Below are 22790 nucleotides of genomic sequence, written 5' to 3'. Positions count from 1 at the left end.
TTCAGGTTGTCGCAGGCGCCTTGCGTTTGTCTGTGTTGAAGATTAGGGTGTTTCTAAATATTAATAAAACAAATAATCCTAACCTCTCATTAGAAAAACTGATTATGCTGGATTACAAATTATTGCAGGCGCTGGCGGCGATAGTGGAAGGTCAGGGCTTTGAGAAGGGCGCCGCCTTGTTGGGGATTTCCCAGTCCGCAATTTCACAGCGCATCAAACTGCTGGAAGCGAGGTTAGGACAACCTGTACTGGTCCGCTCCCCGGGACTCGCGCCTACCGATCTGGGAAAACGCCTTCTCAATCATGTGCAGCAGGTGCGTCTACTGGAGCATGATCTGTTACTGGACGTGCCGACGCTGGGAGCGGAGGCGCTACGCCTGCGCATCGCTATTAATGCGGACAGCCTCGCCACTTGGTGGTTCCCGGTAATGGGGGATTATTGCCAGCGCGAAGGCGTACTATTGGATCTGGTGATTGAAGATCAGGATATCGGACTCAAACGGATGCGCGATGGCGACGTGGCGGGATGTGTGTGCAGCGCGGAGCAGGCGGTGCAGGGTTCCCGTTGCGTTTATCTGGGAACCTTGGTTTATCGCGCCTACGCCAGCCCTGGTTTTATGTCCCGTTATTTCCCGTTGGGGCTGACCGCTGACGCGTTGGCGATTGCGCCGGTCATTAATTTCGGGCCTGACGATCAATTGCAGCATCGCCTGCTGCAGAGCCTGGGTTATCAAGGTGCGTTTCCCTTTCACTTATGCCCCTCTTCAGAAGGATTTATCCGCATGTCGGAAGCTGGGCTAGGGTATGGCATGATGCCGGAGATTCAGGCGCAGGAATCGGTGGCGGCGGGACGTCTGGTGGAAGTGAAGCCAGGCTATGCGCAAAAAGTGCCGTTGTACTGGCATTATTGGCGACAGGGGGGAGAGATGCTGGAAGGTCTGACGCGACATTTATGCACGGCGATCCCTTTAAATCAGGGAGAAATAACGGTTAAATAGCGTTCTCCCTGCAAAGTTGACCTACTCTCATAATGGATGTGATCCCATAATCAAACACAGTTACTGAATCTTTAATGTCGTGCGCGGCGACTGACGCACTGTGTCCGCCATATCGTCGCTCGATTGACCGTTTTCAATTAATAAAAAGCAGTTATTTCATGGCTAGTGAACTTCATCAAACCCAGGTTGACCTCGACGGACTATTGGAGGTGCTGGGGCGCAATTTATATTCCACTCCCGCCGTCGCAATCCGGGAGCTTATTCAAAACGCCCATGACGCCTGCGTGCGTTCCCGGCTGGAGACAGGCCGCGACGGCGATTTCGCCATCCGCATTCAGGCGGATAGCCACCGTAACCAGATCGTCATCACTGATAACGGCTCCGGTCTCACCTACGAGGAAGTGCTGAAATACCTCGCCACTATCGGCTCCGGCTATACCCGTGTGTTGCGGGATAGCTCTCACAATGAGGATATGGTGGGATATTTCGGGCTGGGCTTTTTGTCCGCTTATGTCGTGGCGGAGAAGGTGGAGGTCTGGACAACGTCCTACCAGACGCCGGAGCAGACATGGTATTTCTCCACCGCCGGCGGCAAGAAATTCGCCATTTCCGCTACTGTGCCAGCGCAGGTGGGAACTACCGTTAAGCTTCACCTGCGGGAGGAGTTTTATCACTTGGCGGAAAGCGACCTTCTGCAGGGGCTGATTGAACGCTACTGTTGTCTGCTGCGCGTTCCCATTTTTCTGAATAATGACGATGAGCAGGTCAACAGCCTGGTGGCGCCCTGGCGATTGGACGCCGCCACATCCGAATTACAGCGCAAGAAACGACGCCTGGAATTCGCCGCCATTTTCGAAGGCGCTTTTGAGCCTTTGTGCGCTATCCCTATTCCTGAAAATAACCCCTGGAGCCTGAAAGGCTTGCTTTGGGTCCAGGACCGCGGCGGCTACGCCACCTCGGACTACCGCAATATTTCGGTGTTCGTGCGCAGTATGTTCATCACCGGAGAATGTCGCGAACTGTTGCCGTTGTGGGCGGGATTCGCCGGCGGCGTCGTGGAGTCGGTAGCGCTGTCGCCAACGGCGAGCCGTGAAGATATTCAGAAAGATGAACGCTTTTATGAAATTCGCGACTTTCTGGCCGAAACGCTGATTGAGGGTCTGCGAACCATCGCCGCCAATGAAAGCAGCGTGTGGCGACGCATTCTCAGCCGCCATAACCAGACGCTTTTAGGCGCGGCGCTGAGCGATGATCGTTTGTTTGAGGTTATGCAGAATGACCTGAAAATACCGACTACGATTGGCGACGTGACGCTTCCTGCTTACCTCAAGCAGAGCGGCGGCGTGATTTACATCCGCAATGAGGACAAGAACAGCCAGGAAGAGCTGCTGTTCCGGGCGCAGATGAAGCCATTGGTGTCGGGATATCTTTATGCCGCGTCCGGCTTTTGTCAGAAGTATGCGCATTGGAATCAGCTGAAAGCCCACATCCTGGGTAGCAGCGATGCGGAAACCAAGCTGTTCGCCGAAGAGGCGGTGGATAAAGCGATTCACGACAAGCTGGCGGCGCTCCTGTTACGCAAAAATGAGGCGTTGTCCTGCGCGCGTTTTGAGCCGGCGCATGTGCCGTTGCTGGTCATCCACGATCAGGATGTGGCGCTCAAGAAACGAATCGAGCGGGATGAGGCGGACAAACGCATCGGCTCGGCGGCGTTAAGTCTGGCGCGGTTGCACACGCAAGCCATTTCGGCGGAAATTGAACGGCGTCTTTACGTCAACCTGAATTCGCCTCTGGTTGCGGCCATGATGGAGGCGTCCCAAGAGTCGGCAGGGCATTTAGCGATAGCGGTGCGGGCCTATATGGAATCGTTAACCCATCAGGTCGACGATAGCGACTCTAATTTTTCCGATGAGCTCAAGCGCTTCAGCGAGGCGTTGCTGGCGATCACGCGAGGGGTGTAACGATGGATATCTGGAATTGGGTTCACGAACGCGTCTCGGCGCTGAGAGAAACTGGCGAGCATCGTCTGGCGGACTTTGTCTATGACATTTCCCATTATTCGGTGAATGATGAACACCATAAGGTGGATGCGCTGTACCCGGAAGCGCTCAGTCTGGCGCGTAAGAACGGCGATAAATGGCTGGAGATCTACTTCCGTCACTGGCATCTGCAAAGTCAGGTGCTGACCCGGCGTAAAGGCCAGGCCATGTTGGGCGAGGCGGTGGATTTGTTGGAGTTCGCTCACCGCGAAGAAACCCGCGACTGCCCGCAAAGCATCTGCGCCGTTCAGGATCTGGCTTGCTGCTACGCCATAACCGATGGCCCTGGTTATGTAGAGGAAAGGCTGGCCGTGGCGCAGGAAACCATGGGCAGAATCGATGCGACCTGGCCTTGTTTTACCTGCATTGGCGGTGAATACAACAGTGCGTTGATTGACGCGGGACGCTTCGAGGATGCGCTGGCCTCCATCCGCGAGCAGAAAAAAGCCTTGACCGCCAACCATCGCTCCCCGGATGACACCAACATGCTGTTTTGCCAGTTAGATGCTTTGATTGGGTTGCATCGATACGAGGAAGCGGAAACGCTCGCGCGTAAAGCCAGAAATGACGGCGGCGGAGAACATTTCGAACGCCGTAGAAAGAACTATCTGGCGTGGTGTCTGGCGTTGCTGGAGCGTGCGGAAGAGGCGGAGCAAACATTGCTAAGCTATGACGAGACTATGCTCTCTCCCGCGTTTTTCGAGCCCTGGATCAAAACCAGGGAAGTGCTGGCGTCCAAGCAGGCCAGCGCCAACTCGGAAGAGTTGGATTTGCAAATTAACGCTATGGTCTCTGAGCTTTTCGATAGCAAAGCCTGGCGGGACACCGTCAATCTTGGGCTGGTGCAGGCTCAGCTGGCGCTGTCCCGTGGCGCTGTCGCGATCGCCCGCTTATGCGCCCGGCGTGTAGCCGAAGCGGTTCAGCAATTGCATCGGGATTGTGGCGCTACAGAAGAACTGGCGCTTCTAAATGAGGCGATCACTCAGGCGGAAGCGCAAAGAGCGTCATGTGAATTCTCCGAAATCGAGCAGTTCCTTGAGCAGCAGGCGGAAACCCGAGAAGCGGCGTTGGAGATGACTATAGACGCCATGCGGAAGTGGCCGGATGATGAACGAGTACTGCTTGAATACACCCATCTTTTAGACGTCAGCGGCTGGAGTGAGGCGGCGCTTGCAGTCTTGCGAGAGAAGTCCGGTTTTCACACTCCACGGTTGTTGATGACTTACGGCAATATTCTCATTGATCAGGATCATACGGACGAATTCTTGCGGGAATTCGGTGCGGAAATCGACCCGGCATTGGACGATGACCTGTTTTGCCGTCTGTGCTGGCTGAAAATGCGCTTCTATTCCAATAGCGACCCTCAACAGGCGTACGAATATGTTGGTAAATTGATTGAGCGCTCTCCTGACGCAGGTTTTGCTATTGCCGCCGCTGCGCGGTTGGCGATGAAACTCGGTAGCTATCAGGAGTCCGTTAACTGGTGGACGCGTCTGATTCAGTTGGACCCGGAGGAAACCAGTCTGCATTGGGACCGCATGGTGCCTGCGACGATAGCCGGCGACTGGGCCTGCGTCAGGGAGTCCATGCAGGCCTTGGAAATGGATGTTCCTGAAGGCGAAGGACCTATCGATGAAGACAGCATTTATGTGAGAGTTCGCTTTACCGATGAGGATGGAGAGGCGCGGGATTATCTGGCGGTGCGCAATGGTCCGGTCACGGCTCGTGTAATCGGTTTGGCTAGACTGGGCGAGCCTCAACGTTTTGGATGTGAAGTGGTGTTTGACGCCGCGCCGCTGAACAGACTGGATCAGGAAGATGATGAAGGCGTCATGCATGATAGCGAAGGATATTACACTTTGCTGTTTTCCGTAGTACACGTCCTCAAAGCCCCTGAGTATGACTACTTCGCCATTGATGGCGCGCATCCTGGCGATGAAAATCTGGCGCGTCTGCAAGATAGCCTGGCGGATTTGCAGGTGTACTTTGACCGTCGCAGTAATGAAGAATACGTCCTGTATCTAGAGGACGACATCGAGTTACCTGGGGTCTATATCTACATCGCGGCTCCCGTCGGCGCAGACTTGGATGCCGTCAATGCGCTACTGAGCGGCTTTTCCGCTGAGTTGGAACATCCTCTGATTTGGCCGGATTTATTGGAAAAACTGGGAGATGAAGCCGCTTTGGAGGCGCAGATGGAAATTCAGGAAAAGTACGATTTGTAGTCTATAAGAAGGGCGTGAGCCGCCCTTCTTGCGTTCGTCTCAAAGGAAAAGACTACTTCACGATAGGCGTGATCTTGGAGCCTTCCAGGGAAACGCCCGCCATCAGGCCTTTGTTGGAGACGACAAAGGCGATGATCGGCTCTTGTATGGTGTTGGTGTCGATGGACTTGCCTGCGCCGAACTCGGCGATGGCGACGCTGCCGTCAACGCCGACTTCCCAGCCTTCGCTTCGGGTGAACTTGTTAAGCGCGTCGGACGTCATGAACAGCATAACGACTGTCTTCTCCTGCACTCCCGCCTGAAAGCCAATTGATGCGGATGCGATGTTGTAATAGCTCTGAATGGCGCCCCCTTTCACCAGTGCGCCTTCGCCGTATTCGCCGCCGATAATGAAGCCGGCTTTCAGTATTTCAGGAAATACCAGTACGCCTTGCGCTTTGGAAGCGAGTTCTTGTCCAGAAGGAACTTTGTTATAGAAGACTTTCAAGGCGGCGTTCACTTTGGCGTCAATCTCAACTTTGGACGCAGCGGAAGCATTGAAAGCGACGCCAAAGATCAATAGCAGGGAATAAATGAGTTTTTTGGTTTTTATCATCTGATACATACTTCCAGTCATTGAATGAGTCGGCCCTATTATAAGCCTAACAAGCCCCGGTAAAACTGTGGTTTCCCGGGGCGCATCAATAGTTTGGCTTATTCGTCGTATCCGAAAGGAAACATATGCTGGCGTACGATGCCTTTGGGTACGGTTTTGTTATTCAGCAGTCCGTAGCTTTTGGGCCATTCTTTACCAGGCAATTTGAAGGTGCCGAACAGCATATCAATAATCGGTAAGTGAATCGCATAGTTCTTATAGGCGTAAGCAGGATCATCCGCGTGGTGCCAGTGATGGTACTGCGGCGTCACCAGAATGTATTTCAGGAAGCCGAAGTTGAAGTTCAGATTGGCGTGCGCCAGTACGGCTTGCACACCCACCAGAATAACGTATGCATTCAATGCTTCGGCGGAGAAACCCAGCAGGAACAGAGGCACCATAACCACGCTGCGAGTAATCAGTATTTCAACCAAATGCACACGGGAACCGGCCAACCAATCCATGTGCTTGCTGGAGTGGTGCACTGCGTGGAACTTCCACAAAAACGGCACAGTGTGGTACAGGCGATGGAACCAGTACTGCGAGAAGTCCGCCATGAATACGGCCAGCAGAAACTGAGCCCAGACAGGCATGGATTGAATTGCGTCACGCAGGGAATCGGAGGCCACCCAGCCAACCAGATAAGTGGAGGAGGATGTGGTGAAAATCAGAATAAACTGCACCAGCATATGGCTCATAAAAAAGTAAGCCAGATCGGTGCGCCACTCAGGACGCAACGTATGCGTTTCCCTTTTTTGTGCGAATGCGCGTTCCATGGGAATAAAGACGAGAGCAGAGAAAAACAGCGCCAGAATGAACCAGTCCAGACCCAGCGAGTAGGGCGTTTCGCCGATGCTGTTGAGCTGGATATCCGCGCCGCCTGCAACCACTGCCGCGGTTGAAAACAGAACGCCGGTCATGCTCAGGCGCTTCTGCTGGTTCAGCAGGAAACTAAGTAGTCCAAGTATAAAAGAGGCGCAAAGCGCTACCAGCATAAGAGTGCGAGCGAACTGCTCAGTGTAGACCTGACGCAATTCCTGCGTGGTCAGATATTCAGGGAAATGGAAACACAAAACGGCAAGGAAACTGAGAATGCCAAGCGTGGCGGAAATGTATCCGGAAATACGGCCCTGGCCAAACTTGAACGGAGCATGACCGTGACGGCTGAGATAATCATTGATCAGTTTCATAATGTCTTCCCGAGGGTAAGCGTTAAATATCGCATAAGCGAGATGTTGTCGTGAAAGCCATCATGGAGTATTTCAGGACGCTCGGCTATCACCGCATATCGGGTGTTGGGATGCTCGCAGTTTGGTATCGAAAATTGATACCAATCTCTGGAAGGACTTTTAAACGGATCAAAATTGCAAATCAGGGATACAGTACTAACGCCTCATCGACCAGAGACTGGCTTTTCAGGAAGTCGGTGATAGCGCCGAAAGTGGTGGTTCTGATGTCGCCAGAATGGTCGGAGGTACGGAATTCCTTGGCTATCAGTGGCGCAAGCAGTCCTTTCAGCGGCCCTAGTTTAATTTCTTGCGGCTGGAACCATGCGTGCTCATTCACCTTGATTTGCTTAATGTTGTCGGTTTGGTAGATCGAGGCGAAAAGAATGTCCAGCACATACTCCGTACAATTCTGATACTTGGTGTTGAATGGATTGGACACAATTGAGTAGTTTTTGTTGTGAACACGTTCCAAAACGCCAGACTCCAGACTTTGCAATATCCGCTGCTGCAGCGCCGGTGTAGGAATGATGACGCCAGCCTTTAAGACCTGGGCGCCGGAGAAAAAATCGATGGGATAATCCATCGCCAAGTGACTGCGACGGGGGTTGTCATCATCTTGATATAAATTGTGAATGGCGTAACCCTTCAGCGTCTCTCCCTGTTCAGTGGTGATGGTGGAGTAGACGGCGAGTCCGGTATGGGTAAATTCCACGCCTTGCGGGAGATCCTTGTCAGGAACGCCTTGCCTGGCCAGTAGGAATACGTAAGCGCTTCGTGCGGCGGCGGCTTTCTCAACTTTCTTCGCAAAAACGGCGATTTCTTCCGCTGTAAATGGAGAAGGGCCTTCTTGCTGGCGACTTCCGGCGTAAGCGCTGGACTGAAATAAAAAGAGGCTTACGGTCAGCGCCACAAGCCGGACTAACGCAGAAAATGCGATGCGCATTCCTGATAGGGAACCTGATGCGGACATAGTAAGCCTCTTGTGCGTTGACTTAGCGTGCTGCGACGGCGAGTGCGGGAGCAGGGCCGGCAGTCACGCTTTCGTCAGAGACTTCCAGTTTTTTGCCGGTAGCGCTGTTCCAAAGCGGTTCTGCGATCTTGGCGCTGGCTTCGCCAACCACCGCGATGGCTTTGAACGGAACCGCCGCTGCGCCTGACGCCAGTTTGACGCCGCCGGAGACTGTGTTGGTTGTCGCCTGGGCGGAGTGGGTCGCAGCTTGAGAGAAATGTTGCATGCTATCCGCCGCGAAGCTGGTGGATGCGAATAACAAACAGGCGCTTGCCGTTAGCGTAGAGATCATTTTTATCGCCATAGCGTATACCTCATTCTTGGATTGCTGAAAAAGGTCAAGGACGCAAACGTCTTCAACCTCAAGGCCGAGCCAGCATGAACTTTGGCTGAACAAAAGCGATAGTAAGTCAGGTAAAGTCGCACGTTGTGGACTGAAAAGTATCGCCATCCAAGACTTTGACTATGGTCAAAAGGGGATAGCGTTGAGCTTTTCTCATGGCGAAGAGGTTTTTATTCTATAGTGAACACAGGGCGAAATATCTTTTCAGAGGACGATCTATGACAACCAAAAATAAAGGTTTGACCAATCACGAAGTCACTGTTTGCTTAAAGGGCGGAGCGGTGCTGGGGCCCTTCAAGGCGACTTGGAGCACGGAGGTAGTCAGTGATGTGAGAGAGTTGCTGAAAGACTACGATGCATTCTTGCAAACCGGTAAGCAAACGCGTTTTAAGTACCATTTGCATGACTCGGAGAAGCGCCTGTCTCACACACTGGTGCTGCATTTCACCAACGTCACCGGCATCTATGATTGTGTTGAGTTAAGCGAAGGCTGAGCGCAGAGAGCGCTCAGGATTGGCGTACGTAGACCCAGTTAGTGGCGCCGTTATCGCAAACGATAATAGCGTCCGACAGACTGTTGCACTGATTGATGTCCGACGGCAACTCTTTCGAATAGCGAGGCTGGATCGCCATGGCTGACTTGTCTCTTTTGAGGAAGCCGTACATGGTTTCAAAGCGGTCGGAAAAACTCAGGTTTTGCTTTTGAATATCCTTGAAGGAGTAGTAGAACTTGGTGAAGCTCATGGTGGCGTCGCCCAGGCCTATCTCCAGCATTTTGGGGATATAGACGCGGTAGGCTTGAGACAGATAGTCCTTTACCGCGCTTTCATTGGCGGGGTCGCCCTGGAAGGATGGCAGGTTTAATTTGTTGTCCTCCGTCAGAGCGCCTTGCTTCAGAAACTTGTTCTGTTTGTTGGTCGCCAGATGATACTGGTGAGAGCCGCAGGTTATCTGGTCCTTGTAGAGCAGGCAGTCGTTGGCGGCGGGAGCGCTGGAGCGGGTGGCTGGTTGCGCATCCGCCTTAGGCTCCGGGCGAGTACTATTTTTGGAAGCGGTTGCAGGAGGCGTGGCGGTGGATTCGGTTTTCCGCGGCTTCTGCGACTTGCCGGCGCCGGGCAGCGATAACCCCAGCTTGGCGGCGGGACGCTTGAGCAATAACGCCTGAATCTGGCGGTCGTTACGGCGAAAATCCTCCAGTTTGGGCAGTGTGGCCCCTTCGCCTTTATCCTGAATTTCGCAATAGAGGCGCTCCATATCGGTGCGGGCTTGAGCCTGACAGTCCGCCAGGCTGTGCGTGCTGAACGCAACAGCGCCAAGCAATACGGATGTTTGTGTAAGAGAGAGTATTGTATTTTTCATAGGGCGCTAGCATAGCGGATCGGCGGGACTAAACTGAATAGGCCATTTTTCAGCCTGTAACAGGTCTGCATGCACTTCTCACTGCGCCTGGGCGCTGCTTGCCAAGATTTCATCTCTCCGCAATGGGATTTGTGCTAGCTTTGTAAGCGGCCCTGCCTTCCCGCTGGATTCAGGGATTACCGTTCAATTACTTACCTGTCGAAAAGGATAAAACATGGCTTCTATCACCCTAAAAGGCAATCCGGTTGAAACCAAAGGCGACCTGCCTGCAGTGGGCTCCAGCGCGCCGGATTTTACTCTGGTCAAACCTGATCTGTCCGAGGCGACGCTGAAGGATTACGCCGGCAAGCGTCTGGTGCTGAATATTTTCCCCAGTGTGGACACGCCTACCTGCGCTACGTCCGTTCGCAAGTTCAACGAGAAAGCAAGCAAGAAGGACAATACCGCCGTGTTGTGCGTTTCCGCCGACCTGCCATTCGCCATGGCGCGTTTCTGCGGTGCGGAAGGTTTGCAAAATGTGGATAACGGTTCTGTGTTTCGCAATGCCGAGTTCGGTGACCGTTATGGCGTAACGGTGATGACAGGTCCTCTGAAAGGACTGCTGTCACGGGCGGTTGTGGTTATCGACGAATCCGGCAAGGTGCTGCATACCGAGCAAGTGGCGGAAATCGCCGACGAGCCAGACTATGAAGCGGCGCTGGCTGCGCTCTAAGCGGCTGGCAAGGCGTGTGAACGCCTGAGGTAAACGAGACCGGCGCGTTTAGCGCGCCGGTTCGAAGGTTAGGCCAGTACTTTCTGAATCCACGCCGAAATATCGTGGATCTCTTCCAGACATACGCTGTGATCCATCGGATAGGTGCTGTACTCCGGCGCATATCCCATTGTCTGCAGATGGCCGAGGGCGGCCCGTCCCAGACTTTCAGGCACGACGGAATCCACGGTTCCATGACAAATACGGATGGGAATGTCGCGGTTCGCCGGGTCAGGCTTCAGGCTGGCGACGGTGGCCAGATAAGTGGAAAGCCCCATCAGGCCCGCCAGTGGTTTAGGGTAGGTCAACGCAGTCTGATAGGCGACCGCTCCACCCTGGGAAAACCCCGCCACGATAATGCGGCGACTGTCTATGCCGCGCTCGATCTCTCTGTCCACTAATGCGCGCACCGCGTTGGCGGAGGCTTGTAAGTGCGCCTCGTCCACTTTGCGTTCGATGTTCATCTCCAGAATGTCATACCAGGCCGGCATGACGTAACCGCCATTGATCGTGACCGGGATAGACGGTGCATGAGGAAAGATAAAACGCACCGCCATGTCTTCGGGCAGGCGCAGCTCCAGCACGATAGGGGCGAAGTCGTTACCGTCGGCGCCGAGGCCATGCAGCATGATGAAGGTGGCGTCCGCCGGTTTAGTGGGCTCAATTTCAATGTGAGGCAGTAGGGTTTGAGTGGGGGCTAGGATAGTCACGTGATAGATTAACCGATGCTTTTTTCCAGGATGGATTGTTGTTTCATATGTTCGAAGCCAAGTTTGCCATAAAACTCCAGCGCTTCCAGCCGCACAGCGTTGCAACGCACGCGCAGTCGCTCGCAACCGTGCGCCTGCAGCCACTCTGAGGCCGCCATCACCAATTGTTTGCCTACGTTTAAACCGCGTCCGTTTTCGTCCACCACCAGACTGATAATCTCGCCGAAGCATCCTTCCGCCAGTCGGACGTCCATACTGGCTTGAATGCAGCCGACGGCGACGCCGTCTTTTTCTGCGATGAAGGTTTCGCCGCCTCTTTCCGCTATCAGGTTGATTCTATCCGACGCCTCCTGAGGTGAGACGGCGTAACCCAATTGCGTCATTAAATGGGAGATGGGAGTTGCGTCGGCGCAAGAGGCCGCTCTGATATCGATGGTCAGCATAGGCGTAGTCGGATTCGCTAGGTTGGAGTCTGGCCCGAGCCGGGCGTCTGACGGCTGGTTGTGCGTCTAATATAGCCTGAAACGGGAGCGTAAAGAACTGTGGCCGATCTTGGCTTTGAGCGATGACGTTCTGATGACAACGGACGCAGCTCATTTCAACGCCAGCCGATCCAGGCGCAAACGGTGGCGTTCGTCGAACAGACGCCAGATGGCCAGCCGGTTGGCGATCCAGGTTCCAAAGCCGGTGGCGGCGACAATCATCAGGAATATCATGATCTGGTAGGCCACGGCGGTTTCCGGTGGACTGCCCGCGAGAATCTGTCCCGTCATCATACCGGGAAGGCTGACGACGCCCGCTGTGGCCATGCCATTGATGGCGGGCGTCATGCCCGCATGCAAGGCCTGCCTGCGCTGGTCTTGAATCGCCTCCTCGGCGGGCTCGCCCAGCATAAGGCGACCTTCGATAAGGTCTTTCTGGTTTCTGGCCCCGGCGGTAAGACGATCGAGACACAGTGACACGCCGTTCAGAGTGTTGCCGAGAATCATGCCCAGCAAGGGAATCGCGTATTGCGGCTTATACCAGGGCTCCGGTTGGATAAGCGCCAGCAGGACAATCAAGATCATGGAATAGGAACTCGCTGTCATGGCGAACAGACCGATGCGGAAAGTCCAGCCTTCCGTGAATCTGTGTTCTTGCCGCGCTCCCACCTCCCGTCCCGCCATGGCGGCCATAAACAGGCTGACCATAAGCACCCAGGGCAGCGAAGTCTGGGCGAATAGAAACTTCAGCGCCATACCGATCAAGCTCAATTGTATGGTCAGGCGCGCGACGCCGATCAGTATTCCTGAGCTGAGGTCCGGCGCTTGTCGCCAGTTAATCCAGGCCAGACTGCACACCAACAGTGCGCATAAGCCCAAGTCCCAGATGCTTAAGTGAATAATGCTCATCATGCAGCCTAAAAAATGGCGCTTAAACTTGGAAAGTGGGAGTGAGTTCGCTCAGCTCTCTCACTTTGTCGTCAATGATATTCCAAAAGCGATTGGCCAGACGCAGACACTGTTCCTGATCGTGGCTGACCAGACAGATCGCCCGGCCAGGCTCCGCCAGATAGGCGGTCAGCATCCGCTCGACGCGCTCACGATTGCGATTGTCCAGATTGGCGCTCGGCTCATCGAGAAGCGCGACGACAGGCGCTCGCGACAGGGTGCGAATCAGGCCCAGGCGTTGACGTTCGCCGCTGGAGAGGCGGCTCGCTTCCCAGCCCGCCACATCGGGATTGAAACCGGCTTTTTCGTACCAGGAAGGCGGCATGTCGGCGGGCATATGCTCTGCCACGGTAGGCAGCCACCAACGGCACTCGCTGGGAGTGAGCATCACTCGGCGCCGCCACTCCGGCGCGGGAATCTGGTCGCAGGCTTCTCCACGCAGGAAACAGGTCCCAGAGTGCGGGTCCAGATCAGCGATGGCGCGCAACAGCAGGCTTTTACCACAGCCGGATGGACCGCTCAGAGCGACGCAGTCACCCTCATAAAGGTGATTGGAGAAAGGTTTGAGAGAGCCTATGGCTAGGTCTCTAAGCGACAACAGCGGCATTGCGTCAACCTGCTCACGCCCGTGAGTGTTACGAAGGTCTGCTGAAAATCAGGCCAGGGGAAATTGTTCGCTTACAGCTTGCGGCGCCGCATTGGCGACGGGATTGAAATGCTCCGCCAGGGTCGCTTTTAAGTGCGCCGCTCAATAAAAGTCTATCGCAAAATTCGTAGAACGCCCGTAAAACTTTGTCGAATGACAGGTGGTTTTTTTAGGCCATTTAAAGACGTTTTCTAACTCCCTGATTGTTATTATTAACATGGCAATGATATTGGCATGTTAATAACCAGGCGCATGGACGCGCCTGCGCGGCGACAAGCCGCGGGAGACAGGGCCTGACCTGTGCAGGCCCTGTCGTTGCAGACAAATAGAAGGAAGCTATTTGTCTGCCGGATTAATATTAACAAGTCGATGATCATGGCATGTTAATCATCCGGCGCAGACACATAGTGCGGCCGCCCACATCCATAAAACGGATTACTCATGAAAATACTGCTGCTATCCGCCTACGATGTAGACAGCCATAAACGTTGGCGACAAGGTTTGCTCAAGGCGTTCCCGGAACATGATTGGGTTTCGCTCAGCCTGCCGCCTCGCTTCTTTCGCTGGCGTATTCGCGGGGCGCCGATCAGTTGGAGCCTGTATGAAGACGAAGCGCTGCGAGGGGCGTATGATCTGATCGTAGCCACTTCCATGGCCGATGTCGCCACCTTGCGCGGGCTGTATCCGAATCTGGCGGTGACGCCGTTGCTGGTCTACTTTCACGAGAATCAGTTGGCCTACCCCCGTTCGGAAGAGCAGCACGACAGTATCGATCCGGCCATGGTGAATATCTACGCCGCATTGGCCGCCGACCGTGTGGTGTTCAATACGACGTTCAATCTGGAATCTTTTCTTGCTGGCCTGGAGAGTCTGATTACCCGCTTGCCGGATGCAGTGGACGCAGAGTTGTGTCGCCGTATTCGCGATAAAAGCCAGGTGATTCCCGTTCCATTGGAAGACGAACTAATGCGCTTCCCTCGCGAGAAAAAGGGCGAACAGCCGTTGACCATCGTCTGGAATCATCGGGTGGAATACGACAAAGGCGTGGATGATCTGCTGATGATTTTGCGACGGCTGCGGGCGAGGACACATGACTTTCAGCTCGTCATGCTCGGACGCCGCTTCAGACAGGCGCCTCTCGCCTGGAGCCAACTGCAGGAAGAGTTCGCCGCGCACCTTTTATTCGATGATTACGCGGAAAGTCGCGAAGCCTATTGGCGCTGGCTGAGCCGGGCGCATGCGGCGCTATCCACGGCTCAGCATGAGTTTCAGGGACTGGCGATGATGGAGGCGGCTGCGCTTGGTTGCGCGCCGGTGACGCCGGATCGCCTGAGTTATCCTGAACTGTTTCCGCATAGTCGCCGTTATCAGGATGCGGAGGAAGCCGTAGATTTATTGCTGGACGCCCCATCCGCGAGCCCTTGCGATATGCGCGAGTACGCCTGGAGCGCGTTGCGCGGCGTTTATGAGGATGCGTTGAACAACACGGCGGATCGGTTGTGATTGCACAAAGACGATTGCCTAAACTAAACGGCGTCTGACTCTGCGTCGTTGAGATGAATTGCGCGGTGCGCAAGCCGGCTGACGTCCTCACGTTGATGAGTAACCATCAACAGGGTTTTGCCGAACCGCTCCGCCATCGTGCGGGTCCACTCCGTCGCGAGGCGACGGGTGTCCGCATCCAACTCTGAAAAGGGCTCATCCAGTAGAATCAACGGTTCTGGCCGCAGCATCGTGCGCAACAGAGCCGCCCGCTGGCGCTGCCCTCCAGAGAGGCGACCGGGAAGCTTTTCCAACTGGTCGGCGATTCCCAAAGCCTGGGCCTGGTTGGGAATCTCAAAATGCATCGCAACGTCTACCCCTAGTTTCAAATTCGCCATGACAGTGAGGTGTTCGAACAGGTTGTAATCCTGAAACAACATGGCGACCGGGCGCTGTTCCGGTGGCGTGTGGGTGAGGTCCTTGTCTTCCCAGGCCAGGCGCCCCGCTTCCAGCGCGACAAAACCGGCGATGGCTTCCAGCAATGTGGATTTCCCTACGCCGCTAACGCCCTGCAGGGCGATGATTTCCCCTTGGGCGACTTGCAGATCGTAATGCAGGGTGCGGGCGCCCCGTTTAATTTGAAGTGCGCGGATTTCAAGCATGACGGGGGGATTGTTTCTCCAGATAAAAAATCAGCAGGCCGCAGACGCCCAGGAACACCATGGAGGCCAGTGAGGCTTCGTTCAGGCGATAAGTACTGGCGTAACCATAAATCAGCCAGGGCAGGGTGACGAAGTCCTGGTTGCCGAAAATAGAGTAAATCGCCACGTCTCCCATGGCCAGCATGGCGACAAAGGCGGCGGCGGTGCGAATGGCCGGCGCCATATAGCTCCATTCAATGCGGCGGCGCTCCCGGGAGGTCAGTTTCAAGGAAAGCGCCAGGCGGTGATATTGGCTGTCGAAGTTCAATAGCGCCGGCTTCAGTTGTGACGCCGCGAAAGGAACGGTGATCAACCCATTAATCACCGCCACCAGCCAGATGCCCCAATGATCCAGGTCCAGGTGCGGCAATAGCAACACGAACAGTCCAACGGACAGCACCATAGCGGGCACCGCCAGTGAGTGCGAGGTGAGCCAGTCCAGCCACAACGCAGCGGGGGAATGTTGCATGCGAGCGCGACGATAGGGGCGCAAGGCGCTGTAGGCAAGACTGATCGACAACACCGTCGAAACAACGCCCAGGCCAAGTGTGATCAGTAATGGGCGGCTCAGAGAACGCCAGAATTCCATATCCACGCCGCTATGAATCACCCGCGGCGCCAGCGCCAGCAACGGCGCCAATAAAAACAGCCAGCCACAGGCGTAGAGCAGGCGATACGCCGCCTGTTCGAGTCGCGTCGCCGGGGGCCTTAGTTGCGCTGGCGCAGAGGCGGGGCTGAGCCAGGACACTTTGCCGCAGAACGACACCAGCAGGAACGCGGAGCCGGCGATCAGTAGCTGCACCCAGGCCAGCGCCAGAGCTTCAGAGATATTGAAGTCGTATTTCAGCGCCTGATAAATGGCGACTTCCAGGGTGGTGGCCTTGGGGCCGCCGCCCAGCGCCAGCACGACGGCGAAGCTGTTGAAGCAAATGACGAAGATAAAGCCCAGCAATAGCCAGGTGGCGCTGTGCGCCGCCGCCCATTCCAAACGCCAGAAACGCTGCTCGCGTGTGAATTTGAGCTGGCGCGCCAGACGCCAACTGGCGTCGGGGATGGACTGCAGACGCAAATACAGGGTGCGCACCGCAAACGGCAGATTAAGGTAGATATGGGCAATCAGGATGCCGCTCAGGCCATACAGGTTCCAGTCTTCTCCCAACAAAGGGCTGAGACTGCCGGAACGACCCAGCAGACTGATAATGCCGGTGATCACGATCAGCGTCGGCATCACGAAACAGAGCACGCACAGACTTAGAAACGCGCGCTTGTGCGTGCTGTCCTTGAGATAGCTGAGCGCCATCGCCGTCGGCCAGGCCAGGATTACCGAGAGCGCTGCGCTCAACGTCGCCTGTAACAGGGTGAAGCGCAGGATCGCGAGAAAGTAGGGGTCGCTGAAATAGCTCCAATCGAACTCGCTGCGATTGAACCCAATCAGACCGCCGAAGGCCAGGGCCGTTGCGGCGGCGACCAAACCCAGAGCGGGCCAGCCGGCCCATTTGCCTGAGGTGAATGCGCTCAGCTTCATCAAAGTACAACCTGCATGGAAAAAGCCGACCCGTTAAGACAACAAACAGGGATGGCGACGCTTATTGGGCGACGGCGCTGCGCCATTCCTTGATCCATGCTTTACGGTTCGCCGCGATGTACTCTGGCGTCAACTCAATGGGTTTCGGCTGAATCAGCGTATCGAATGCGGTGGGCAGTTTGACTCCCTGGCGGACCGGCAGCATCCAGTTGGTCACGGGGATGACTTCCTGCGCTTCCTGAGAAATCAGAAATTCAAGGAAGCGATTCGCCAGCTCCTTCTTCGCGCTATTCGCCGCGATGGCGGCGACTTCCACTTGCATCACATGGCCTTCGCTGAACAGCGCCGCCTTGTACTGCGATTTGTCTTCAGCCACCTGGTGATAGGCGGGAGACGTGCTGTAGCTGAGTACGTAGTCCGCGTCGCCTTCCAGGAACATGCTGTAGGCTTCCCACCAGCCTTTGGTGACGGTGACGGTATGTTGCGCCAACTGTTTCCATGCGTTTTCCGCCTGATCGCCGTATGCGCTCTTCATCCACATCATCATGCCCTGGCCCGGCGTGCTGGTGCGCGGGTCCTGATAAATCACCGAAGCGGAGGAGTTCACCAGCTCTTGCAGGGATTGCGCCGGCTGCTTGATTTTCTGGCTGTCGTAGATGAATGAGAAATAGCCATAATCGAAAGGCACGAAGTCTTTATCACTCCATTTCAACACTGGCGTCAGGGCGTCAAAGGCGACCGCGTGCGGTTGCACCAGGCCTTCTTTGCGGGTTTCTTCTATCAGTCCGGTGTCCAGGCCCAGCACTACATCTGCTTTGGCGTTCTTGCCTTCGATGCGCAGCCGGTTAAGAATGCTGACCCCGTCTTCCAGGGCGACGAATTTAAGGTCGCACTGACAGGCGGCTTCGAAGCTTTTTTTCAGCGCAGGACCGGGGCCCCATTCGCTGATGAAAGAGTCGTAGGTGTAGACCGTCAGCTCTTCCGCTGCGCTGGCGCTGGTGGCGAAAGTCGCGACAGCAGCGGCGATAAGCGTGCGGGCGACGCGAGAGACGGATGCAGTGTGAAACAGGTTGAACATGGAAGCTCCTCTATACAGCGAGGCGCGGAAGCGGCGACTTGATCCAGAAAGCGGATTAGCCGGCCTCATTTCCTACGCCAGCATTAACTGGATCAGGTTCTACGGGTACACTCTCAGCCTGACTGGCGCGCGTTCGTGCGCAATGGCGCGTCGAATAAACGCAGTAGAGTCAGGCGCCCCGATGAGACTGCCCGGATTCTAACCAAAAGCGATGGGACAATCTACGCGGACGCAGGATATTTTGCAGTGAGGAAACGCTGTCTGCGCCGGCGTAATGCGAGTAAACCTTAACAAGGAGTCAAGACAGGATGGCGTTTACAAAGATGGAAACCGAGCGCTTAACGCTGCGGGTGGTGAGTCCGGAAGACGGTCCGGCGCTAAACCAGACAATCATAGAATCTCTGGATCAGCTACAACCCTGGCTGGACTGGATGACGCCGCCGCCGAGTGTGGAGGAGACTTCCCGCTGGTGCCGGCAGGCGTACGCGCGCTATCTGCTGGAGGAAGAAGTGAATCTGATGCTGTTGCGCAAGGAAGACGGCGCGTTGGCGGGAGTGTGCGGTTTGCGTAAGGTCAACGCTGCTTTGCGTCACCATGAGGTGGGGTATTGGGGCTCGGCGCGCCTGCAAGGCGCCGGTTATATGACTGAGGGCGTAAAGGCTTTGGCGGAGTATGCGCTGCTTGAGCTGGCCGCCAGCCGGGTTTATCTGACCACGGACGAACGCAATCTCAGCAGTCGCAAACTGGCGGAGCGCGCAGGATTTCAGCTTGAGGGCGTGTTGCGCAATGAGCGCATGGATAACCAGGGACAGTTTCGTAACACCTGCGTGTACGCGAGAATTGCGGCGGGAAACTGGACTACCCATTAACCTGTCGCCCCCATAAACCTTTCACACCCTTAAATAATGAGCACGGCATGAGCGATACCCTACAGTCAGAAGAACCCACACAACGCCCGTTTGTTGCGGAGCGGCTGCGGGCGGCGGACGCCTTTCTGGGGGAGGAGATGGACTGGGGGCTCATGCTGGAGTCAGGACACAGCAATATGCTGTTTCGAGCGCAAGGACCACAAGGCGATTTGGTGCTGCGTATCAACGCCAGCTCGCTACGCGCCTTTGGCGTTGACCGGCGACTTGAGGCGGATGTGCTGCGCGTGATCCAGGGCGCTCGCTGGGCGCCGCGGGTGTTGTGTAATGCATGGCGGGAAGGCTGGCTGTTAATGGCGCATCATGGCGCCAGTTTGACCGAAGCAGGCGCACAGGACACCGCCTCGCAACAGACTGTCAGGCAGTTACTGGCGTTTGTCGCCGATCTGCAGCGTATCACTGAAGGCCCTGCATTCGATTACCAGGCCTTGATGGCGCTCTATCGGCGTCGTCTGCAGGAGCGTGCTGCTGCGGCTGTACATCAGGCTTGTCTGCAGCAACTGGAAGATGCGTTTTCCGCTATCCCCAACGACATAATGACGCTGACCCACCATGATCTGCACTCAGGCAACCTGTGTCTGGATCAAGGACAGCTTATCGTGCTGGACTGGGAATACGCCGGCTTGGGCTGGCCCTGGCTGGACATGGCCTCGCTCCTGCAACACCATGATCTGGAAGCGAATGACCTATACGTCTTACCCGTTTGCGCCAACTTGAGCGCAACGGAAATCCAACAGCGACTGCATCTTGCCGCGCATATCAATCAACTCCTGGAACAACTTTGGTTTGCGGTGAGAGAAGAACAAACCGGGTGAACATAATGGAGTCCGCAGCAGCTACACGCTAGATTCTCTCAAACACTTCAGATATCGAAGCTGTCAGTCAAGAGTACTATGCCCTCCGAATGATATAACCAAGCGGTAATGGAAATTAAAATAAACTTGCATTGTAACGGTTTGTTTCGCCTCTTCCTTTGCCGTAATACCTGTCATGAGCAGTAAAGGCGGATTACTAGGGATGTATTCGCATGTATTCAACTCGTCGGTACGAGTTCAAACATTGGACAGATTTAACCATTGTTGACTTGTCTTTTGTTGAGTCTCCATTCTTCGCCGCCAGCTACGCTGAACGCTGTTTGAACAATGATATGAAGGTCAGCGAAATTGTCGGTAACCTCTCAGGTCCCCATTTTCGCTCTGCTTTCGGCGCCTTTCCCGGGAGAGGGACGCCGTACTTTCGGAAATGGAAGGAAGACTTCGTCAGGCTGGTTGAACGCGGCGACATTCTTCTGGTGTTTAAAGACGGTAAAAAACCATTTAGCCCGATCGCAAGGGAAGAAGACGAGGGCATCTTCCCTACAAACTCAGATCCTGTCTTGGCTGAGCGACTGATAGCGCGGGCGAATCCTGAACCTCCGCCGCCGCCAATGTTAAACGGACTACTGAAGGACATTCCCTCATTGAATGGTAATTTGTGGTGGGAAAGTGTTCCTGCAGAGCGCCGCAATTATCTCCCCCCGCCATCCAAAAGATCTGAAACGCCTGATATTGCTCAAGCAGAACCAGATGAAACAACAAGTCTGACCGAGGACGAGCGTGAGGAGGTTTACAGAGATTTCTGGGAGGCCAAAAAACAAGGAGACGCCTCCGCTATTCTGGCAATGGAAGAAAAGTTGGGGGATGAGTTTTACAGCTCACTCGAAACAGGCGGGGGTGGTCCTTTCGGGAAGTACTATGCTATACCGAAGGAGCGAGCGGAGCTGATGCTGGAAGGGCTACGCGTCATTGAACGGGGAAGCCCCATTGACGATGTAAGAGCATTCGACAATAAGATCAGAGACATCCGTAAGAATCTGATCAACGCCAGTTCAGACCCAATCGCCGCCAGACGCAGCATCGAAGTCAGCTCACTGGAAGGACTAAGCGAACGCGTAGCATTAGAAGACGTCGGCTCATTTGTTACTGAAATTCCGCCCAGGCTGGGAGAGTTGGAAGAGATCTATGCTGGGGCCATTACCGCAGTAATGGGACACCCCGCTTTAGTCAGCGCAGAGATACGAAAAGCAAACTTAGCCGCTCACTCTACCTCTAGTAGCAAACAGCCACACTTTACTGGGGCCGGAGAGATCGATGATATCTTTGAGGCAGCAGAAGCTGCTTATAGTCGGATTAGAGGTGCGTATTTGGACGATGTTCCCATAGTATCGACTAACGCTGGCTTATCTATTCAAGAAACGACAGCATTGAAAAAACACTTGTTCTTTGGAAAGCATAACCTTCCTCTAGATGACGTGAGATGGGAATTGAAAAGATTTGCTGCTGACGATGAGATTGCTCATGCATGGGAGCTGGCTCAGAAACAAGAGCTAACCGCTGGTCAAAAAGAATGGTTTAGGCAACTCTCAGATCATGAATTGGGAGAGCGAGTATTAATGTCTCAAGGGGTGCCATATCGTAATCCAGCCGCATGGGACGCTAGTGCCTTAGGTGGAGCGGGTAGATTTAACTCAACTCCTCCTGGAGCTCATGATCTTGCTCCTCCTCAACCAGACTGGGGATCATTTCCAGGATTTGAAGATACATTAAGTTGGTAAAGAAAGTGGCAAATATTCAATACAAAAACGTGTCCAATAGCCTGAATAGACTAAAGCGCATCAATTGGCTGGAGTCTGGTGATCCTGAAAGTCATGCGCAATGGATAGCTGAGTACTTGCGACGGGTTGCGGTGATGTCGAATGAGCTTGGACTAGAGTTAGCCTCTCCATTTTTTAAGCCGGTTAAAGTTTTAGGGATAAGCGGCAATCAATCTGCTAATGCGATGGCGGAGTTCATGGTTATAGCGGAAGATGCTGACCTTATTAAAAATGCATACGTGCGACGCTCATGTGAATGCTACCTGGAGTGGAGCGAGGGCGTCGATGAAGGTCGAGACACAGCTTTAGCCTACCCAGATATATTTGATCCGTTGATTCGTCTGATAGAGAGCGGCGGAAAGTTTGGTTTTCATCATGGGGATATAATGGTTGGAAACTCTGCAATCCCCCTGAATAATTGGAAGCGTTTTGCTGAAATAGCGCCTAAGTTTTGATGCTTGAGGGACCTGCCCATCAATAAGGCTCGTCTTAGTGCATGAGCTTTGATGAAATGTGATGTTTGATGGGAGCATTTCATTAGAGAGCACGTGTTGGTTATTCTCAAATTATGTTAGGCAAGTGGTTACAACTGGTTAGCCTCATACTAGGCGCTTAAAGCTGGCGAAAGAGCGTAAGTAGACGCCAAGATTTTGATCTATGAAGCGTATTATTTATGAAAGCTTTGCTGCAGTTGGCGAAATATAGCTGTGCGCTCAAGAACAAGTATTTCAGGGAGCGAGGGTAACGTGAAAATTGAAGATATAGTGGAAGACTTTGAAGAGTACAGGTGCGACAAAACCAGCGCCGCTCTGGATATTGCCGAGTTGATAATTCTTGAAAAGCGCCCTGAAAAAATAAGTACGCTTCCTATTGAGATAAAAGAAGAAATTAATACTTTGATTCGGGTTTATGAAAGTGAGGGCGCTGTGAAAATAGTGACAAGTTCAGGTTTAGAACATGATTTTACCGAGCTGGCCAAAGGACTCTGTGACGTCATCAAGCGCTACTCCAAGAGTTAACGCCCAAGGGAGTGGGCCTGTCTCCAGTTTGGCTTAATTTGTTCATATTGAAGA

General features: G+C 54.3%; 23 protein-coding genes and 1 riboswitch. Of the genes, 11 read left to right on the top strand and 12 right to left on the bottom strand.

Going from position 1 to position 22790, the window contains the following annotated elements:
• Nucleotides 1–104 precede the first annotated feature (104 nt).
• From EUZ85_RS25195 to EUZ85_RS25185, 3 genes are all read left to right on the top strand, one after another.
• Complete coding sequence (locus EUZ85_RS25195; RefSeq protein ID WP_127972903.1) at nucleotides 105–998, top strand: LysR family transcriptional regulator ArgP; 894 nt, start codon at nucleotides 105–107, stop codon at nucleotides 996–998.
• A gap of 158 nt (nucleotides 999–1156) precedes the next feature.
• Nucleotides 1157–2959 carry an ATP-binding protein gene (locus tag EUZ85_RS25190; protein WP_164887349.1) on the top strand — a complete coding sequence of 601 codons (1803 nt, stop codon included), beginning with the start codon at nucleotides 1157–1159 and terminating at the stop codon, nucleotides 2957–2959.
• Nucleotides 2960–2961: 2 nt separating this feature from the next.
• Nucleotides 2962–5262 (top strand): hypothetical protein, encoded by a 2301-nt coding sequence (locus tag EUZ85_RS25185; RefSeq protein ID WP_127972901.1) that lies wholly within the window; start codon nucleotides 2962–2964, stop codon nucleotides 5260–5262.
• Nucleotides 5263–5314: 52 nt separating this feature from the next.
• On the opposite strand, the gene EUZ85_RS25180 is transcribed toward EUZ85_RS25185, so the two are convergent.
• The 4 genes from EUZ85_RS25180 to EUZ85_RS25165 all read right to left on the bottom strand — a co-directional run bounded on the left by EUZ85_RS25180 (nucleotide 5315) and on the right by EUZ85_RS25165 (nucleotide 8438).
• A complete protein-coding gene (locus tag EUZ85_RS25180; protein WP_241566858.1) occupies nucleotides 5315–5857 on the bottom strand; it encodes a YSC84-related protein in 543 nt (180 codons plus the stop codon).
• Between the two features lie 98 nt (nucleotides 5858–5955).
• Nucleotides 5956–7086: a sterol desaturase family protein gene (locus EUZ85_RS25175; protein ID WP_127972899.1), complete on the bottom strand. Its 1131-nt coding sequence runs from the start codon at nucleotides 7084–7086 to the stop codon at nucleotides 5956–5958.
• 181 nt (nucleotides 7087–7267) lie between these two features.
• Nucleotides 7268–8095: a DUF2145 domain-containing protein gene (locus EUZ85_RS25170; RefSeq protein WP_127972898.1), complete on the bottom strand. Its 828-nt coding sequence runs from the start codon at nucleotides 8093–8095 to the stop codon at nucleotides 7268–7270.
• 22 nt (nucleotides 8096–8117) lie between these two features.
• Complete coding sequence (locus EUZ85_RS25165; RefSeq protein WP_127972897.1) at nucleotides 8118–8438, bottom strand: hypothetical protein; 321 nt, start codon at nucleotides 8436–8438, stop codon at nucleotides 8118–8120.
• Nucleotides 8439–8695: 257 nt separating this feature from the next.
• On the opposite strand from EUZ85_RS25165, the gene EUZ85_RS25160 reads away from it, so the two are divergent.
• Nucleotides 8696–8971, top strand: a complete 276-nt coding sequence (locus tag EUZ85_RS25160; RefSeq protein ID WP_011395531.1) for a hypothetical protein — start codon at nucleotides 8696–8698, stop codon at nucleotides 8969–8971.
• Nucleotides 8972–8984: 13 nt separating this feature from the next.
• Here the strand turns inward: EUZ85_RS25160 and EUZ85_RS25155 are convergent, their stop codons facing one another.
• Nucleotides 8985–9836, bottom strand: coding sequence for a hypothetical protein (locus EUZ85_RS25155; RefSeq protein ID WP_127972896.1), 852 nt, complete (start codon nucleotides 9834–9836; stop codon nucleotides 8985–8987).
• A 214-nt stretch (nucleotides 9837–10050) separates the two neighbouring features.
• On the opposite strand from EUZ85_RS25155, the gene tpx reads away from it, so the two are divergent.
• Entirely contained in the window at nucleotides 10051–10548 is a 498-nt protein-coding gene (gene tpx / locus EUZ85_RS25150) for a thiol peroxidase (RefSeq protein ID WP_127972895.1), read from the top strand.
• 68 nt (nucleotides 10549–10616) lie between these two features.
• On the opposite strand, the gene EUZ85_RS25145 is transcribed toward tpx, so the two are convergent.
• The 4 genes from EUZ85_RS25145 to EUZ85_RS25130 form a co-directional block, all read right to left on the bottom strand.
• A complete protein-coding gene (locus tag EUZ85_RS25145) occupies nucleotides 10617–11297 on the bottom strand; it encodes an alpha/beta hydrolase (protein ID WP_127972894.1) in 681 nt (226 codons plus the stop codon).
• Nucleotides 11298–11305: 8 nt separating this feature from the next.
• Complete coding sequence (locus EUZ85_RS25140) at nucleotides 11306–11740, bottom strand: GNAT family N-acetyltransferase (protein WP_127972893.1); 435 nt, start codon at nucleotides 11738–11740, stop codon at nucleotides 11306–11308.
• Nucleotides 11741–11890: 150 nt separating this feature from the next.
• Nucleotides 11891–12688, bottom strand: coding sequence for an ABC transporter permease (locus EUZ85_RS25135; RefSeq protein ID WP_127972892.1), 798 nt, complete (start codon nucleotides 12686–12688; stop codon nucleotides 11891–11893).
• A 22-nt stretch (nucleotides 12689–12710) separates the two neighbouring features.
• On the bottom strand, nucleotides 12711–13334 hold the full coding sequence (locus tag EUZ85_RS25130) for an ATP-binding cassette domain-containing protein (protein WP_127972891.1): 624 nt from the start codon (nucleotides 13332–13334) through the stop codon (nucleotides 12711–12713).
• Between the two features lie 480 nt (nucleotides 13335–13814).
• Here EUZ85_RS25130 and EUZ85_RS25125 point away from each other — a divergent pair, with 480 nt between their 5' ends.
• A complete protein-coding gene (locus tag EUZ85_RS25125) occupies nucleotides 13815–14876 on the top strand; it encodes a DUF3524 domain-containing protein (RefSeq protein ID WP_127972890.1) in 1062 nt (353 codons plus the stop codon).
• A 23-nt stretch (nucleotides 14877–14899) separates the two neighbouring features.
• On the opposite strand, the gene EUZ85_RS25120 is transcribed toward EUZ85_RS25125, so the two are convergent.
• The 3 genes from EUZ85_RS25120 to thiB all read right to left on the bottom strand — a co-directional run bounded on the left by EUZ85_RS25120 (nucleotide 14900) and on the right by thiB (nucleotide 18159).
• Nucleotides 14900–15517 carry an ATP-binding cassette domain-containing protein gene (locus EUZ85_RS25120; RefSeq protein WP_127972889.1) on the bottom strand — a complete coding sequence of 206 codons (618 nt, stop codon included), beginning with the start codon at nucleotides 15515–15517 and terminating at the stop codon, nucleotides 14900–14902.
• Nucleotides 15510–17081: a thiamine/thiamine pyrophosphate ABC transporter permease ThiP gene (locus EUZ85_RS25115; RefSeq protein WP_127972888.1), complete on the bottom strand. Its 1572-nt coding sequence runs from the start codon at nucleotides 17079–17081 to the stop codon at nucleotides 15510–15512. Before EUZ85_RS25115 ends, EUZ85_RS25120 begins: the two co-directional genes overlap by 8 nt.
• A 61-nt stretch (nucleotides 17082–17142) precedes the next feature.
• The gene (gene thiB, locus EUZ85_RS25110) at nucleotides 17143–18159 is read right to left on the bottom strand and encodes a thiamine ABC transporter substrate binding subunit (RefSeq protein ID WP_127972887.1); all 1017 of its coding nucleotides are present in this window, start codon (nucleotides 18157–18159) and stop codon (nucleotides 17143–17145) included.
• A 52-nt stretch (nucleotides 18160–18211) separates the two neighbouring features.
• Nucleotides 18212–18350, bottom strand: a riboswitch (TPP riboswitch).
• 117 nt (nucleotides 18351–18467) lie between these two features.
• On the opposite strand from thiB, the gene EUZ85_RS25105 reads away from it, so the two are divergent.
• From EUZ85_RS25105 to EUZ85_RS25085, 5 genes are all read left to right on the top strand, one after another.
• A complete protein-coding gene (locus tag EUZ85_RS25105; RefSeq protein ID WP_127972886.1) occupies nucleotides 18468–19028 on the top strand; it encodes a GNAT family N-acetyltransferase in 561 nt (186 codons plus the stop codon).
• 47 nt (nucleotides 19029–19075) lie between these two features.
• Nucleotides 19076–19900 carry a phosphotransferase gene (locus EUZ85_RS25100; protein ID WP_127972885.1) on the top strand — a complete coding sequence of 275 codons (825 nt, stop codon included), beginning with the start codon at nucleotides 19076–19078 and terminating at the stop codon, nucleotides 19898–19900.
• A gap of 212 nt (nucleotides 19901–20112) precedes the next feature.
• Nucleotides 20113–21678, top strand: coding sequence for a hypothetical protein (locus tag EUZ85_RS31750; protein WP_241566857.1), 1566 nt, complete (start codon nucleotides 20113–20115; stop codon nucleotides 21676–21678).
• Nucleotides 21672–22172, top strand: a complete 501-nt coding sequence (locus tag EUZ85_RS25090) for a hypothetical protein (RefSeq protein WP_127972884.1) — start codon at nucleotides 21672–21674, stop codon at nucleotides 22170–22172. Before EUZ85_RS31750 ends, EUZ85_RS25090 begins: the two co-directional genes overlap by 7 nt.
• Nucleotides 22173–22463: 291 nt before the next feature.
• Nucleotides 22464–22736, top strand: coding sequence for a hypothetical protein (locus EUZ85_RS25085; protein WP_127972883.1), 273 nt, complete (start codon nucleotides 22464–22466; stop codon nucleotides 22734–22736).
• The last annotated feature ends 54 nt before the right edge of the window (nucleotides 22737–22790 follow it).

Origin of the sequence: Hahella sp. KA22 (assembly GCF_004135205.1) — a bacterium.
GTDB lineage: Bacteria > Pseudomonadota > Gammaproteobacteria > Pseudomonadales > Oleiphilaceae > Hahella.
Note: the sequence above shows the minus strand (reverse complement) of the source record. Positions and strands in the feature narration are given on the sequence as shown.